15 protein-coding genes are annotated in these 15932 nt (G+C 53.4%); 14 read left to right on the top strand and 1 reads right to left on the bottom strand.

What is annotated here, in order from left to right:
• Window positions 1–149: 149 nt before the first annotated feature.
• From tkt to ACQG11_RS04810, 13 genes are all read left to right on the top strand, one after another.
• On the top strand, window positions 150–2141 hold the full coding sequence (gene tkt, locus ACQG11_RS04870) for a transketolase (RefSeq protein ID WP_022649333.1): 1992 nt from the start codon (window positions 150–152) through the stop codon (window positions 2139–2141).
• A gap of 313 nt (window positions 2142–2454) precedes the next feature.
• Entirely contained in the window at window positions 2455–2898 is a 444-nt protein-coding gene (gene cmtB / locus ACQG11_RS04865; RefSeq protein ID WP_022649332.1) for a PTS mannitol transporter subunit IIA, read from the top strand.
• A gap of 27 nt (window positions 2899–2925) precedes the next feature.
• Complete coding sequence (locus tag ACQG11_RS04860; RefSeq protein WP_333028294.1) at window positions 2926–4305, top strand: PTS mannitol transporter subunit IICB; 1380 nt, start codon at window positions 2926–2928, stop codon at window positions 4303–4305.
• Window positions 4306–4328: 23 nt separating this feature from the next.
• Window positions 4329–5606, top strand: a complete 1278-nt coding sequence (locus tag ACQG11_RS04855; RefSeq protein ID WP_426728211.1) for a zinc-binding dehydrogenase — start codon at window positions 4329–4331, stop codon at window positions 5604–5606.
• Complete coding sequence (gene glpX / locus ACQG11_RS04850) at window positions 5603–6574, top strand: class II fructose-bisphosphatase (RefSeq protein WP_038416695.1); 972 nt, start codon at window positions 5603–5605, stop codon at window positions 6572–6574. The genes ACQG11_RS04855 and glpX overlap by 4 nt, the downstream gene beginning before the upstream one ends.
• Before the next feature lie 15 nt (window positions 6575–6589).
• Window positions 6590–7099: an MltR family transcriptional regulator gene (locus ACQG11_RS04845; RefSeq protein WP_022649328.1), complete on the top strand. Its 510-nt coding sequence runs from the start codon at window positions 6590–6592 to the stop codon at window positions 7097–7099.
• Window positions 7096–7806: a nucleoside/nucleotide kinase family protein gene (locus ACQG11_RS04840; RefSeq protein ID WP_022649327.1), complete on the top strand. Its 711-nt coding sequence runs from the start codon at window positions 7096–7098 to the stop codon at window positions 7804–7806. The genes ACQG11_RS04845 and ACQG11_RS04840 overlap by 4 nt, the downstream gene beginning before the upstream one ends.
• 292 nt (window positions 7807–8098) lie before the next feature.
• Window positions 8099–9118: an erythrose-4-phosphate dehydrogenase gene (epd, locus tag ACQG11_RS04835; protein ID WP_063853797.1), complete on the top strand. Its 1020-nt coding sequence runs from the start codon at window positions 8099–8101 to the stop codon at window positions 9116–9118.
• A 49-nt stretch (window positions 9119–9167) separates the two neighbouring features.
• Entirely contained in the window at window positions 9168–10331 is a 1164-nt protein-coding gene (pgk, locus tag ACQG11_RS04830; protein WP_023298554.1) for a phosphoglycerate kinase, read from the top strand.
• Between the two features lie 92 nt (window positions 10332–10423).
• Window positions 10424–11503 (top strand): class II fructose-bisphosphate aldolase, encoded by a 1080-nt coding sequence (gene fbaA / locus ACQG11_RS04825; RefSeq protein WP_017692704.1) that lies wholly within the window; start codon window positions 10424–10426, stop codon window positions 11501–11503.
• A gap of 188 nt (window positions 11504–11691) precedes the next feature.
• Entirely contained in the window at window positions 11692–12546 is an 855-nt protein-coding gene (locus ACQG11_RS04820) for a small-conductance mechanosensitive channel MscS (protein WP_022649325.1), read from the top strand.
• Window positions 12547–12689: 143 nt separating this feature from the next.
• A complete protein-coding gene (gene argO, locus ACQG11_RS04815; RefSeq protein WP_003860085.1) occupies window positions 12690–13325 on the top strand; it encodes an arginine exporter ArgO in 636 nt (211 codons plus the stop codon).
• A 92-nt stretch (window positions 13326–13417) separates the two neighbouring features.
• Complete coding sequence (locus ACQG11_RS04810) at window positions 13418–14140, top strand: oxidative stress defense protein (protein WP_426728882.1); 723 nt, start codon at window positions 13418–13420, stop codon at window positions 14138–14140.
• A 42-nt stretch (window positions 14141–14182) separates the two neighbouring features.
• Here the strand turns inward: ACQG11_RS04810 and argP are convergent, their stop codons facing one another.
• Window positions 14183–15076, bottom strand: coding sequence for a DNA-binding transcriptional regulator ArgP (argP, locus tag ACQG11_RS04805; protein ID WP_003860089.1), 894 nt, complete (start codon window positions 15074–15076; stop codon window positions 14183–14185).
• A 127-nt stretch (window positions 15077–15203) separates the two neighbouring features.
• Here argP and rpiA point away from each other — a divergent pair, with 127 nt between their 5' ends.
• A complete protein-coding gene (gene rpiA, locus ACQG11_RS04800; RefSeq protein WP_022649322.1) occupies window positions 15204–15863 on the top strand; it encodes a ribose-5-phosphate isomerase RpiA in 660 nt (219 codons plus the stop codon).
• The last annotated feature ends 69 nt before the right edge of the window (window positions 15864–15932 follow it).

The raw sequence follows: 15932 nt of genomic DNA, 5'->3' as shown, positions 1-15932 counted from the left end.
GCATGATCCAGAGATTTCTTAAGCTGCAAAAGAATGGTCCATGTACATGCCCTGCGGCTTGGGTTACATTGTTGGCACTTTTTTCCGGCGTAGCCCAAAACGCGCTGTCGTCAAGGGCATGGCCTTTAACAGTCCGATCTGGAGTTAAAATGTCCTCACGTAAAGAGCTTGCTAATGCTATTCGTGCGCTGAGCATGGACGCAGTACAGAAAGCCAAATCCGGCCACCCGGGCGCCCCTATGGGCATGGCTGACATCGCCGAAGTCCTGTGGCGTGATTTCCTTAACCACAACCCGCAGAACCCGGCATGGGCAGACCGCGACCGTTTCGTGCTGTCTAACGGCCATGGCTCTATGCTGATCTACAGCCTGCTGCACCTCACTGGCTACGATCTGCCAATCGAAGAGCTGAAAAATTTCCGTCAGCTGCACTCCAAAACTCCAGGTCACCCGGAAGTGGGCTACACCGCTGGCGTTGAAACCACTACCGGTCCGCTGGGTCAGGGCATTGCGAATGCCGTGGGTATGGCGATTGCTGAGAAGACCCTGGCGGCACAGTTCAACCGTCCTGGCCACGACATCGTTGACCACTTCACCTATGCGTTCCTGGGCGACGGCTGCATGATGGAAGGCATTTCTCACGAAGTGTGCTCCCTGGCAGGCACCCTGAAGCTGGGTAAACTGGTTGCGTTCTACGACGACAACGGCATCTCCATCGACGGTCACGTTGAAGGCTGGTTCACTGACGACACCGCCGCACGTTTCGAAGCCTACGGCTGGCACGTTGTGCGCGGCGTTGATGGCCACGATGCTGACTCGATTAAACGTGCCGTAGAAGAAGCGCGCGCCGTGACCGACAAACCGTCCCTGCTGATGTGCAAAACCATCATCGGCTTCGGTTCTCCGAACAAAGCGGGCACTCACGACTCCCACGGCGCACCACTGGGCGACGCGGAAATCGCACTGACCCGTGAAGCGCTTGGCTGGAAACACCCTGCCTTCGAAATCCCATCTGAAATCTACGCGCAGTGGGATGCGAAAGAAGTGGGCCAGGCGAAAGAAGCGGCCTGGAACGAGAAGTTCGCGGCTTACGCGAAAGCCTTCCCACAGGAAGCGGCTGAATTCACCCGTCGTATGAAAGGTGACATGCCGTCTGACTTCGACGCGAAAGCGAACGAGTTCATTGCGAAGTTGCAGGCGAACCCGTCTAAAATCGCCAGCCGTAAAGCGTCTCAGAATGCGATCGAAGCGTTTGGTCCTCTGCTTCCAGAATTCCTCGGCGGTTCCGCTGACCTGGCGCCATCTAACCTGACCCTGTGGTCTGGCTCTAAGCCAATCAACGAAGACACTGCCGGTAACTACATCCATTATGGTGTACGTGAATTCGGTATGACTGCGATTGCCAACGGTATCGCTCTGCACGGTGGTTTCCTGCCGTACACTTCTACCTTCCTGATGTTTGTGGAATATGCACGTAACGCCGTGCGTATGGCTGCGCTGATGAAACAGCGTCAGGTGATGGTCTACACCCACGACTCCATCGGTCTGGGCGAAGATGGTCCAACTCACCAGCCGGTAGAGCAGGTGGCTTCCCTGCGCGTGACCCCGAACATGAGCACATGGCGTCCATGTGACCAGGTTGAATCTGCGGTGGCGTGGAAATACGGCGTTGAGCGTCAGGACGGCCCGACTGCGCTGATCCTCTCCCGTCAGAACCTGGCGCAGCAGGAACGTACCCCAGAGCAGCTGGCAAACATCGCCCGCGGTGGTTACGTGCTGAAAGATTGCGCGGGCCAGCCTGAGCTGATCTTTATCGCGACCGGTTCTGAAGTTGAACTGGCCGTTGCCGCATGGGAAAAACTGACTGCTGAAGGCGTGAAAGCGCGCGTGGTTTCCATGCCGTCTACCGATGCGTTCGACAAGCAGGATGCCGCGTACCGCGAATCCGTACTGCCTAAAGCGGTCTCCGCTCGCGTGGCAGTGGAAGCGGGTATCGCTGATTACTGGTTCAAATACGTGGGTCTGAACGGCGCTATCGTCGGTATGACCACCTTCGGTGAATCTGCTCCGGCAGAGCTGCTGTTCGAAGAGTTCGGCTTCACCGTTGAGAACGTTGTCGCTAAAGCGAAAGAACTGCTGTAAATCTCTCCGTGAGGCAAACGGGTCGCTCAGGCGGCCCGTTTTTATTTTGGAGGTATTTTCTTTGGTATTAACAACATATATTTGGTGATTCTCATCACAAATACGAAAAGTTATAATATGTTGAATTTGCAATGGATATCACATATATAGACTTGCTTTTTAATTTCTTTTTTTTAACGATCTGTTTTTATTCGTTTTATTAAAATCCACTCTGACATGCTCGCTATTTTCTCTCCGTTTGATTTCATTTTACCGCAGGCGTATTTTGTTTTTAGCGATACGTTGTACCCTAAAAATAAAATAAGGATGATATATGCGGTTAATTGATTATTTCCCTGAATCCTCAATATCAATAAAATCCGCAGCAAAGGACTGGCAGGAAGCCATTGATTTTTCCATGTCGTCTTTGCTGCAAAATCATTGTATTAACGCTGATTATATTGAGGCAATTAAAACCTCGACGCTCACTAATGGTCCTTATTACATTCTCGCTCCGGGTGTAGCGATGCCTCATGCCCGTCCGGAGTGCGGTGCCTTAAAAACAGGTATGTCATTAACGCTTCTTAAACAGGAAGTGCAATTTGCCGACGACAATGAGCCCGTAAAATTACTCATTGGTTTATCTGCGGCGGATGCGGATTCACATATCGACGCTATCCAGGCATTAAGCGAATTATTATGTGAAGAAGATATGCTGTCAGCGTTGTTAACCGCTAAGTCAGAAAAGCAACTGGCGGATATTATCGCTCGCGCATAATTATTCTCTCCTTTACAGGATATTATTATGGAACACAAGTCTGCTCGTGCAAAGGTCCAGGCTTTTGGGGGCTTTTTGACTGCAATGGTCATCCCGAATATTGGCGCGTTTATTGCCTGGGGATTTATTACCGCATTATTTATACCAACCGGATGGATGCCAAATGAGCATTTCGCCAAAATTGTCGGACCGATGATCACCTATTTACTGCCGGTGATGATTGGCTCTACCGGTGGACACCTGGTTGGCGGCAAACGTGGGGCGGTGATGGGGGGGATCGGCACTATCGGCGTGATCATCGGCGCGGATATTCCTATGTTCCTCGGCTCAATGATTATGGGGCCACTCGGCGGCCTGGTGATTAAGCATATCGACCGAATGCTGGATAAACGCATTCCAGCGGGTTTTGAGATGGTCATCAACAACTTCTCGCTGGGTATTGCGGGCATGATCCTCTGCCTGCTGGGGTTTGAAGTCATCGGTCCTGCGGTGTCGATTGCCAATAACTTTATTAAAGAGTGTATTGAATCACTGGTACATGCAGGCTACTTGCCGCTGCTGTCGTTGATTAACGAACCGGCAAAAATCCTGTTTTTAAATAACGCTATCGATCAGGGGGTTTATTATCCGCTGGGGATGCAGCAGGCTTCCGAGACGGGTAAATCCATCTTCTTTATGGTGGCCTCCAACCCCGGGCCGGGTTTAGGCCTGCTGCTGGCTTTTGCTTTTTTCGGCAAAGGAATGGCGAAAAAGTCAGCCCCCGGCGCGATGATCATTCACTTCCTGGGCGGCATTCATGAGCTCTATTTCCCTTACGTACTGATGAAACCACTGACGCTGATTGCGATGATTGCTGGCGGCATGAGCGGGACGTGGGTATTTAACCTGTTAGGCGGTGGACTGGTGGCTGGCCCAAGTCCGGGTTCGATTTTCGCCTACCTCGCGTTAACGCCTAAAGGCGCATTCCTCGCCACGATTGCTGGCGTAACGGCAGGCACGTTGGTCACCTTTGCGGTCGCCTCTTTTATCCTGAAGATGGATAAAAATAGCGAAGCTGAAACGGAAGAAACTTTCAATGATTCTGCCAACGCCGTTAAAGCCATGAAGCAGGAAGGCAAGTTTTCTTACCAGGATGTTAAGCATATCGCTTTTGTCTGCGATGCCGGAATGGGCTCCAGCGCTATGGGCGCGACGACATTCCGGAAGCGCCTGGAAAAAGCCGGACAAAATATCGAAGTAAAACATTATGCCATCGAAAATGTGCCTGACGACGCGGACATTATTGTTACCCATGCCAGCCTGGAGGGGCGCGCTAAACGGGTCAGTGACAAACCGTTAGTGTTGATAAAAAACTATCTCGGCGATCCGCAGCTTGACGAATTATTTAAGCATCTAACGGCGAATTAATCTATCTGGTTCCTGGAGTCATTATGAAAACGAAAGTGGCTGCCATTTATGGCAAGCAGGATGTTCGTATCCGCGAATTTGAACTGCCCGAAATAAGCGACAATGAACTGCTGGTGAGCGTAATTTCCGACAGCGTTTGTTTATCCACCTGGAAGGCAGCCAAATTAGGCAGTGAACATAAACGTGTGCCGGACGATCTGGAAAATCATCCGGTCATTACCGGACATGAATGCGCCGGGGTGATTGTTGAGGTCGGAAAAAACCTTGCCGGGAAATATAAAAAAGGTCAGCGCTTTGTTTTACAACCGGCAATGGGATTGTCAAGCGGTTATTCCGCTGGATACAGCTACGAATATTTTGGCGGCAATGCGACGTATATGATTATTCCAGAAGTCGCGATTAATCTGGGCTGCGTTTTACCTTATCACGGCTCCTATTTTGCGGCAGCTTCGCTGGCGGAACCCATGTGCTGCATTATCGGCGCGTATAACGCCAATTATCATACGACGCAATATGTCTATGAGCACCGGATGGGTGTGAAACCGGGAGGTAATATTGCGCTTCTGGCCTGCGCCGGGCCGATGGGAATTGGCGCTATTGATTATGCGATTAACGGCGGGATTCAGCCGTCGCGCGTTGTGGTGGTAGATATTGATGAGGCCCGCCTTGCGCAGGCGGAAAAACTCCTGCCGGTTGAGCTGGCGGCACAAAAGGGTATTGAGCTTATCTATGTCAATACCTCTGTACTGGAGAACCCGGCCGCTACGTTACGCGCATTAACTGACAATGTCGGCTTCGACGACGTGTTTGTCTATGCCGCGGTTCCGGCGGTCATTGAACTGGCAGACAATCTTCTCGCCGAGGACGGGTGCCTGAATTTCTTCGCCGGACCAACGGACAGCAATTTCAAGGTGCCGTTTAATTTTTACAACGTCCATTACAACAGTACCCACGTGGTGGGCACCTCCGGCGGCTCGACGGAGGACATGAAAGAGGCGATTGCGCTGAGTGCGACGGGCCAGCTTCAGCCGTCGTTTATGGTGACCCACATCGGCGGCCTTGATGCGGTGCCGCATACGGTACTCAACCTGCCGGACATTCCTGGAGGCAAGAAGCTTATCTATAACGGTGTCACCATGCCGTTAACGGCCATTGCCGATTTTGCCGAAAAGGGTAAGACCGATCCGCTTTTCCGGGAGCTGGCAAGGCTTGTGGAAGAGACTCACGGCATCTGGAATGAAAAAGCAGAGCGCTATCTGCTGGCGCAGTTTGGGGTGGATATTGGGGAGGCGGCAGCATGATGTCTCTGGCATGGCCGCTCTTTCGCGTTACGGAACAGGCGGCGCTGGCCGCCTGGCCGCAAACCGGATGCGGCGATAAAAACCGAATCGACGGGCTGGCGGTAACCGCCATGCGCGAGGCGCTAAACGCGATAGCGATTCGCGGGCGTATCGTCATCGGCGAAGGTGAGATTGACCATGCGCCAATGCTGTGGATTGGTGAGGAGGTTGGAAGCGGCGTCGGCCCGGCGGTAGATATTGCCGTCGACCCCATAGAGGGCACCCGCATGGTGGCGATGGGGCAAAGCAATGCTCTGGCAGTGATGGCGTTTGCGCCTGAGGGCAGCCTGTTTCATGCCCCTGATATGTACATGAAAAAACTGGTGGTTAACGCAGCGGCCGCCGGGGCAATCAGCCTCGATCTCCCGCTGGCAGAAAACCTTCGCAACGTTGCCCGGGCGCTGGGCAAGCCGCTGGAGCATCTGCGGATGGTGACGCTGGACAAACCGCGCCTGCAAAATGCAATTGCCGAGGCGACGCAGCTGGGCGTGAAAGTGTTTGCGTTGCCCGATGGCGATGTCGCTGCCAGCGTACTGACCTGCTTACAGGATAATCCTTATGATCTGATGTACACCACAGGCGGCGCGCCGGAAGGGGTGATCTCCGCCTGCGCGGTGAAAGCGCTGGGCGGCGATATGCAGGCGGAACTGATCGATTTCTGTGAAGCGAAAGGGGAGAGTCCTGAGAACCGTCGGGTCGCCATGCAGGAGCACCGCCGCTGTGCGGAGATGAAAGTGGAAGTCAATCGTATCTATACCCTTAGCGAACTGGTAAAGGGCAATGACATCCTGTTCAGCGCGACGGGCGTGACGGGCGGCGAACTGGTTAAAGGTATTCAACAGGTTGCGAAGGGTGTGCGCACGCAAACTTTACTGATCGGCGGCGCAGATCGAACGTGTAATATAATAGACTCTCTGCATTCACGGTGATTTATCGAGATACAAATGACGACGCTGACAGAAGACGATGTGCTTGAGCAACTGGATGCTCAGAATAACCTCCTCGCATTCATGACGACGGCACAGTCTTTTTTGCTCCAGGGCATTAAATGTTTTCTGCCGTCGTTGTTTGTCGATAACGATGAAGAGATCGTGGAATATGCAGTGAAGCCGTTACTCGCCCGGAGTGGGCCGCTTGATGACATTGATGTGGCGTTACGACTGATCTATGCGCTGGGGAAAATGGAAAAATGGCTCTACGCCGACATTACGCATTTTTCGCAGTTTTATCAGTATCTGAAAGAGCAGGATACGATCCCTGGCTTCGCCGATGACATCACCTGGGATTTTATCAGCAACGTTAATTGCATCACCCGTAACGCGACGTTATTCAGCGCGCTGGAGTCGATGAAATTTGCTGACTTTGCCGCATGGTCTGAGGTGCGCTTTACCGCAATGATCAAGACGGCGCTCACCCTGGCGGTAACGACAATTTTAAAGGAACTGACGCCGTGAAAATTGGGCTAACGGTTAACGGGCTACATGTAGAAGCACATTACCCTGATGACGAAATCGAAAATGTTCATAAGCCTTTGCTGCGGCAACTGGCGAAACTGCATTCTGCCAGCGCCAGCAAACGTACGATTGTTTTTCTCAGCGCGCCGCCCGGGACGGGCAAATCCACGTTGACCGCCTTCTGGGAATTCCTCTCTCGTCAGATGGAGGGGATGCCGCCGATCCAGACGTTGCCGATGGATGGTTTTCATCACTACAACGCGTGGCTTGAGGCCCATAACCTGCGTGCGTACAAAGGCGCGCCCGAGACCTTTGATGTCGACAGGCTTGCGCAACATCTGCGGCAGATAAAAGAAGGCGACAGTACCTGGCCGCAGTATGACCGACAAACGCACGATCCTGTCGAAGAGGCTATTGTGGTAACGGCCCCTGTCGTGATTGTTGAGGGTAACTGGCTGCTGCTTGATGACGAACGATGGCGAACGCTGATGGAATACTGCGATTTTTCATTGTTCATTCGCGCGCCCGCTGAAGCGTTACGTACGCGCCTGGTAGGGCGTAAGCTGGCCGGGGGACTCTCTCAGGCCGACGCCGACGCGTTTTATGCGCGCACCGACGGGCCAAACGTGGAGCGTGTTTTGCGTCACAGCCGTTCTGCCAATGTGGAACTGATGATGTCGGCAAATGGCGAATACCGACTCGTCTGATCTTTCGCGGCGTTCCATGGGTGCAGCGGTCAACCCGCCGCGTTTTACGTGGCGGGAAGAAAAGGGATTATTCCGGAAAAATGTGATGGAGATCAGATAAAATCGCTCTTAATCTGGACAGAGATTCCTTTTATTCCCCGATTCGCTTATTCTTGCTGAAGCGTTTCAGTCGATTAAATGTTCGACAATTGACCAATCAATCGCAGTTTGTGACAGCAAGGATTCCCCTTCGGGCGTCGCTGGATTACTCTTTCAGCCACCTCAAACTCAGGGATAGCTTTGCAGGAGATCTATGACCGTACGCGTAGCGATTAATGGCTTCGGTCGCATCGGGCGCAACGTGGTTCGTGCTTTATATGAATCCGGGCGTCGTGCGGAAATCACCGTGGTGGCAATCAATGAACTGGCGGATGCTGCGGGCATGGTGCATTTATTGAAATATGACACCAGCCACGGTCGCTTTGCCTGGGACGTTCGCCAGGAAAGGGAACAGCTGTTCGTCGGTGACGATGCCATCCGCGTGCTGCATGAGAACAGTATTGAAGAGCTGCCCTGGCGCGAACTGGGTGTGGATGTGGTGCTGGACTGTACCGGCGTGTACGGTAACCGTGAACATGGCGAAGCGCATCTGAATGCTGGCGCGAAAAAAGTGCTGTTCTCCCATCCCGGCAGTCACGACCTCGACGCCACCGTCGTGTTTGGTGTCAACCAGCACGAGCTGCAGGCTGAACACCGCATTGTCTCCAACGCCTCCTGTACCACCAACTGCATTATTCCGGTCATTAAACTGTTAGACGATGCGTATGGCATTGAATCCGGTACCGTGACCACGATTCACTCCGCCATGCACGATCAGCAGGTTATCGACGCCTACCATCCGGATTTACGACGCACTCGCGCGGCGAGCCAGTCCATCATTCCGGTGGATACGAAACTGGCTGCCGGGATCACGCGTATTTTCCCGCAGTTTAACGACCGTTTCGAAGCGATTGCCGTGCGCGTCCCGACGATAAACGTCACCGCAATCGATCTTAGCGTGACGGTGAAAAAACCGGTAAAAGCCTGTGAAGTCAACCTGTTGCTGCAAAAAGCGGCACAGGGAGCATTTCATGGTATAGTTGACTATACGGAATTACCGTTGGTCTCAGTAGATTTTAACCACGACCCGCACAGCGCCATCGTGGATGGCACGCAGACGCGAGTCAGTGGTGCGCACCTCATCAAGACGCTGGTCTGGTGTGATAACGAATGGGGCTTTGCTAACCGAATGCTCGACACCACGTTAGCCATGGCCGCAAAAGGTTTCAGGTAGAGCGCACCTTGCGCTTGCAAAACTTTAAGAATCAACGAGAGGATTCACCATGTCTGTAATTAAGATGACCGATCTGGATCTGGCAGGTAAACGCGTTTTCATCCGTGCCGATCTGAACGTACCGGTTAAAGATGGCAAAGTGACCAGCGACGCGCGTATCCGTGCATCTCTGCCAACCATTGAACTGGCTCTGAAGCAGGGCGCTAAAGTGATGGTCACCTCCCACCTGGGCCGTCCAACTGAAGGCGAGTACAACGAAGAGTTCTCTCTGCTGCCGGTTGTTAATTACCTGAAAGACAAACTGTCCAACCCGGTTCGCCTGGTGAAAGATTACCTGGACGGCGTAGAAGTTGCCGAAGGTGAGCTGGTTGTTCTGGAAAACGTTCGCTTCAACAAAGGCGAAAAGAAAGACGACGAAACCCTGTCCAAAAAATACGCTGCGCTGTGCGACGTATTCGTGATGGATGCATTCGGTACGGCTCACCGTGCGCAGGCTTCTACCCACGGTATCGGTAAATTCGCAGACGTCGCCTGTGCAGGTCCACTGCTGGCTGACGAACTGGAAGCGCTGGGTAAAGCACTGAAAGAACCTGCTCGTCCGATGGTCGCTATCGTTGGTGGTTCTAAAGTTTCTACCAAACTGACCGTTCTGGATTCTCTGTCCAAAATTGCTGACCAGCTGATCGTTGGCGGTGGTATCGCGAACACCTTCGTTGCTGCGCAAGGCCACAACGTGGGTAAATCCCTGTACGAAGCGGATCTGGTTGACGAAGCCAAACGCCTGCTGAGCACCTGTGATATCCCGGTTCCAACTGACGTTCGCGTGGCGACCGAGTTCTCCGAAACTGCTACCGCAACCCTTAAATCTGTTAATGACATCAAAGATGAAGAGCAGATTCTGGACCTGGGCGACGTTTCTGCACAGAAACTGGCTGAAATCCTGAAAAACGCAAAAACTATCCTGTGGAACGGTCCTGTCGGCGTGTTCGAATTCCCGAACTTCCGCAAAGGGACTGAAATCGTGGCTAACGCTATCGCAGACAGCGAAGCGTTCTCTATCGCAGGCGGTGGTGACACCCTGGCAGCTATCGACCTGTTCGGTATCGCTGACAAGATCTCCTACATCTCCACTGGTGGCGGCGCATTCCTCGAATTCGTGGAAGGCAAAGTCCTGCCAGCAGTAGCAATGCTCGAAGAGCGCGCTAAGAAGTAAGCCATTCAGGGGCAGGGAAACCTGCCCAATTTTCAGCGCGCTTATCAGAGCTCGCACCTTTTCTAACGGCCGAAGATACAGGACTAAGCAACATGTCTAAAATTTTTGATTTCGTAAAACCTGGCGTTATCACTGGTGATGACGTACAGAAAGTGTTCCAGGTAGCTAAAGAAAACAACTTCGCTCTGCCAGCAGTTAACTGCGTAGGTACCGACTCCATCAATGCCGTACTGGAAACCGCTGCAAAAGTTAAAGCACCGGTTATCGTTCAGTTCTCTAACGGCGGCGCTGCGTTCATCGCAGGTAAAGGCGTGAAAACTGACGTTCCTCAGGGCGCTGCTATCCTGGGTGCTATCTCTGGCGCACATCATGTTCACCAGATGGCTGAGCACTACGGTGTTCCGGTTATCCTGCACACTGACCACTGCGCGAAAAAACTGCTGCCATGGATCGACGGTCTGCTGGACGCAGGTGAAAAACACTTCGCAGCAACCGGTAAGCCACTGTTCTCTTCTCACATGATCGACCTGTCCGAAGAGTCTCTGGAAGAAAACATCGAGATCTGCTCTAAGTACCTGGCGCGTATGTCCAAAATGGGCATGACCCTGGAAATCGAACTGGGTTGCACCGGCGGTGAAGAAGACGGTGTGGACAACAGCCACATGGACGCTTCTGCTCTGTACACTCAGCCAGAAGACGTTGATTACGCTTACACCGAGCTGAGCAAAATCAGCCCACGCTTCACCATCGCAGCATCCTTCGGTAACGTGCACGGCGTGTACAAGCCAGGTAACGTGGTTCTGACCCCGACCATCCTGCGTGATTCTCAGGAATATGTGTCTAAGAAACACAACCTGCCGCACAACAGCCTGAACTTCGTCTTCCACGGCGGTTCCGGCTCTTCTGCTCAGGAAATCAAAGATTCCGTAAGCTACGGCGTAGTGAAAATGAACATCGATACCGACACCCAGTGGGCAACCTGGGACGGTATCCTGCAATACTACAAAACCAACGAAGCTTACCTGCAAGGTCAGCTGGGCAACCCGAAAGGCGAAGACCAGCCGAACAAGAAATACTACGATCCACGCGTATGGCTGCGCGCTGCCCAGACTTCTATGATTACTCGTCTGGAGCAGGCTTTCAAAGAACTGAACGCGGTTGACGTTCTGTAATTTGAACTGCTGACAGCACATCAGAAGGCCCGCAAATGCGGGCCTTTTTTTATGCTTTTTCAATATCCTGCAATACCTGATTTTGTGATCTGTTTGGCATTACCCGCTCTTTTTGTTTACCCTTTACTGACCTGCCTGTCCCCTTAAGGGATAGATTTTGTGTTTTGGTTTAGCAAAAGGAAGAATAAATGGAACAACTTGATGTTGTAGACAGCATCAATCACGCGGGTAACTGGCTGGTGCGCAACCAGGCGCTACTGCTGAGCTACGCTGTGAATATTGTTGCCGCTATTGCCATCATCATTGTCGGGATGATCGTGGCGCGTATCGTATCGAACGCGGTCAACCGGGTGATGGTTGCACGACACATTGACGCCACGGTCGCCGATTTCCTCTCCGCGCTGGTGCGTTACGGCATCATCGCCTTTACGCTGATTGCGGCGCTGGGGCGTGTCGGCGTGCAGACGGCATCCGTCATCGCTGTGCTCGGTGCTGCCGGTCTGGCCATTGGTCTGGCATTACAGGGTTCGCTGTCGAACCTGGCGGCGGGCGTACTGCTGGTAACCTTCCGTCCGTTCCGTTCCGGTGAATACGTGGATTTAGGCGGGATCGCGGGTACCGTGTTGCAGGTACAGATTTTCTCTACCACTCTGCGTACTGTCGACGGTCGTATTGTGGTGGTACCGAACGGGAAAATCATTGCCGGCAATATCATTAACTTCTCCCGCGAGCCGGTGCGTCGTAACGAGCTGATCATCAGCGTGGCGTACGATTCCGATATCGATCAGGTGAAGTCTCTGATTACCAACATCATTGCTTCAGATGACCGTATTCTGAAGGACCGCGAGCAGACCGTTCGTCTGAATGAACTGGGCGCATCATCCATTAATTTTGTGGTGCGCATCTGGAGCAAAAGCAGCGATCTGCAAAACGTATACTGGGATGTGCTGGAGCGCATTAAGCGTGACTTCGATGCTAACGGCATCAGCTTCCCGTACCCGCAGATGGATGTAAACGTCAAAAAAGTCAAAGAAGCAGAGTAACGTCTCCGTAGGCCCGGTAAGCATCAGCGACACCGGGCTTTTCTTTTATTAGCCTCGCTAATCCCCAATTAATATTATCCATTTCCTCTAATGTCGTTCCCGCAGTATAGTCTGCCCCAGGACAACTCTGCGAGAATTACGTTATGTTATCTTACTATTTTCAAGGGCTTGCGTTAGGTGCGGCCATGATCCTTCCCCTTGGTCCACAAAATGCGTTCGTGATGAATCAGGGCATCCGCCGTCAGTACCATCTGATGATTGCCTTGCTGTGCGCGGTGAGCGATCTGCTGCTGATTTGCGCCGGGATCTTTGGCGGCAGCGCCCTGTTGATGCAGTCGCCGTGGCTGCTGGCACTGGTTACCTGGGGCGGCGTAGCGTTTCTGCTGTGGTACGGGTTTGGCGCCTTGAAAACGGCCATGAGCAGCAATCTTGAGCTGGCGAGCGCCGAAGTGATGAAGCAAGGGCGCTGGAAGATTATCGTCACCATGCTCGCCGTGACATGGCTTAACCCGCACGTTTATCTTGATACGTTCGTGGTGCTCGGCAGCCTGGGTGGACAGCTGGACGTTGAGCCCAAACGCTGGTTTGCGCTCGGTACGGTCAGCGCCTCCTTCCTCTGGTTCTTTGGTCTTGCGATCCTGGCGGCATGGCTGGCGCCACGACTGCGTACCGCCAAAGCGCAGCGCATTATCAATACCCTGGTGGGGCTGGTGATGTGGTTTATTGCCTTCCAGCTGGCGAAAGAGGGCATTCATCACGTACAGGGATTGTTCAACTAAGCGTTGTCTTATGGACATCTGAACAAGACCCGCTAAGCTTGCTGGCATGAGCCCTGTTAACAGGGCACTCTTCGCAACATGGAGGAATGACAGTGAAGTTTAAGGTGATGGCCCTGGCGGCATTAGTAAGTTTAGGTGCGGTGTCGGTGCAGGCGAATGAACTGCCAAATGGCCCGCACATTGTCACTTCAGGTACGGCAAGCGTGGATGCGGTACCGGATGTTGCAACCCTGGCAATTGAAGTGAACGTGGCGGCGAAAGATGCTGCTTCCGCCAAGAAACAGGCAGACGATCGTGTTGCGCAATACCTCTCTTTCCTGGAACAGAACGGTGTCGCGAAAAAAGACATCAGCTCTGCGAACCTGCGTACTCAACCGGATTACGATTACCAGAACGGCAAAAGCATCCTGAAAGGCTATCGCGCCGTGCGTACTGTAGAAGTGACCGTGCGCCAGCTTGATAAGCTCAACGGATTGCTGGATGGTGCGCTGAAGGCAGGGCTGAACGAAATTCGTTCCGTCTTGCTGGGCGTTGCGCAACCGGAGAAGTATAAAGACGAAGCGCGTAAAGCGGCGATTGATGATGCCATTCATCAGGCACAGCAGCTGGCATCCGGCTTCAAGAGCAAGCTCGGTCCGGTTTACAGCGTGCGTTACCACGTTTCAAACTACCAGCCAAGCCCGATGGTGCGGATGATGAAAGCGGACGCCGCGCCGGTTTCTGCTCAGGAAACCTACGAGCAGCCAACCATTCAGTTCGACGATCAGGTTGATGTGGTGTTCCAGCTGGAGCCGACTGAAAAGCCAGCTCAGTAACCCGTAGGCCGGGTAAGGCGAAGCCGCCACCCGGCTTGTTTTTCAATCCTGTCTTAACACCTTATGCCCAAACGCCAGCAGCGCGTCGGTGACGTTGCGCATCATGCGGCTTTCCGGCGCAAAACGGTGCCAGTACAACATCCGGCGCTGATACAGCCCCGGAGTTAAATCAATCAGCTCACCGCTTTTCAACTCTTTCTCAATCTGCAGATGCGGGATCATGCAGCAGGTGGTTCCCTGACGTGCAAGCTGCACAAAGGCTTCGGACGAGTTAACGATATGACACGGCACGCTGCCCGGCGGCAGATCGAAGTTTTGCTGCAGGAAGGCCTGATGCATATCGTCCAGATGGTCGAACGCGACGGCAGGGGCTTTTAGCAGCGCGGCGCGGGTCACACCGTTCGGGAAATAGCGCTCGGCAAAGGCTTTTGAACCGACGAAGAGGTAATCCAGCGCGCCCAACTGATCCACCAGACAGCTTGGCAGCGCCTGAGGCTGAATACTGACGGCACCAACCACTTCGCCGCGACGCAGGCGTTCCTGGGTGCGGGTTTCATCTTCAACCTGGAGATTCAGGCGGATAGGGGAGTCGGCCAGCACCGGCGCAAGGGCCGGCAGCAGCCAGGTTGCCAGACTGTCGGCGTTCACCGCCAGCGACAGCAGCAGCGGCGTGGAGCCGGTCTGTTCATCGCCCAGCCACTCGTCTTCCAGCAGTTCAACCTGGCGCAGCAGGGCGAGGAGCTTTTGTCCTTGCTCCGTTGGACGCGGCGGTACGGTACGCACCAGCAGCGGCTGCCCGAACATGTTTTCAAGCTGTTTGATACGCTGTGATACGGCGGACTGGGTGATGCACAGCTTTTGCGCCGCGCGCTCAAAACCGCGTTCACGAATAACTGCATCAAGTGCCTGTAGTGTTCTGTAGTCCGGACGTTTCATTGCTCTGGCTGACTCCTTAATTTTGCTTAATCTGCACTATGACACAATTTTCCCTTCGTGGCAGACGAAATCCATTCGACGTGTTCTATAATGCGCCCTGAGTTTTCACACCACAGGCAAAACGATCATGACGCAGGATGAACTGAAAAAAGCAGTAGGATGGGCCGCTCTCCAGTACGTACAGCCGGGTACCATTGTCGGTGTTGGTACGGGATCGACGGCGGCGCACTTTATCGATGCGCTGGGCACGATGAAGGGGCAAATCGAGGGCGCGGTTTCGAGCTCCGATGCTTCCACGGAAAAGCTGAAAAGCCTCGGCATCACTGTTTTCGACCTCAACGAAGTGGACCGTCTGGGCATTTACGTTGATGGCGCGGATGAAATCAACGGCCACATGCAGATGATCAAAGGCGGTGGCGCGGCGCTGACCCGTGAAAAAATCATTGCCTCCGTGGCGGATAAGTTCATCTGCATCGCGGACGCCTCCAAGCAGGTCGACATTCTGGGGAGTTTCCCGCTGCCGGTCGAAGTGATCCCGATGGCGCGCAGTGCCGTGGCACGTCAACTGGTGAAGCTGGGTGGTCGTCCGGAATACCGTCAGGGTGTGGTGACCGACAACGGCAACGTGATCCTCGACGTTCACGGCCTTGAGATCCTCGATGCCATTGCGCTGGAAAATGCGATCAACGGCATTCCGGGCGTCGTTACAGTAGGGTTATTTGCCAACCGTGGCGCGGACGTGGCGCTGATCGGCACGGCTGACGGTGTAAAAACCATCGTAAAATGATCTGACGGGGGGAGCGCTCCCCCCGCTAAAAAATTTTGAAAAGCTAAATTCGGTGACTTGTGTCACGTT

Origin of the sequence: Enterobacter cloacae complex sp. 372C4 (genome assembly GCF_050030615.1) — a bacterium.
Classification (GTDB): Bacteria; Pseudomonadota; Gammaproteobacteria; order Enterobacterales; family Enterobacteriaceae; genus Enterobacter; species Enterobacter intestinihominis.
Note: the sequence above shows the minus strand (reverse complement) of the source record. Positions and strands in the feature narration are given on the sequence as shown.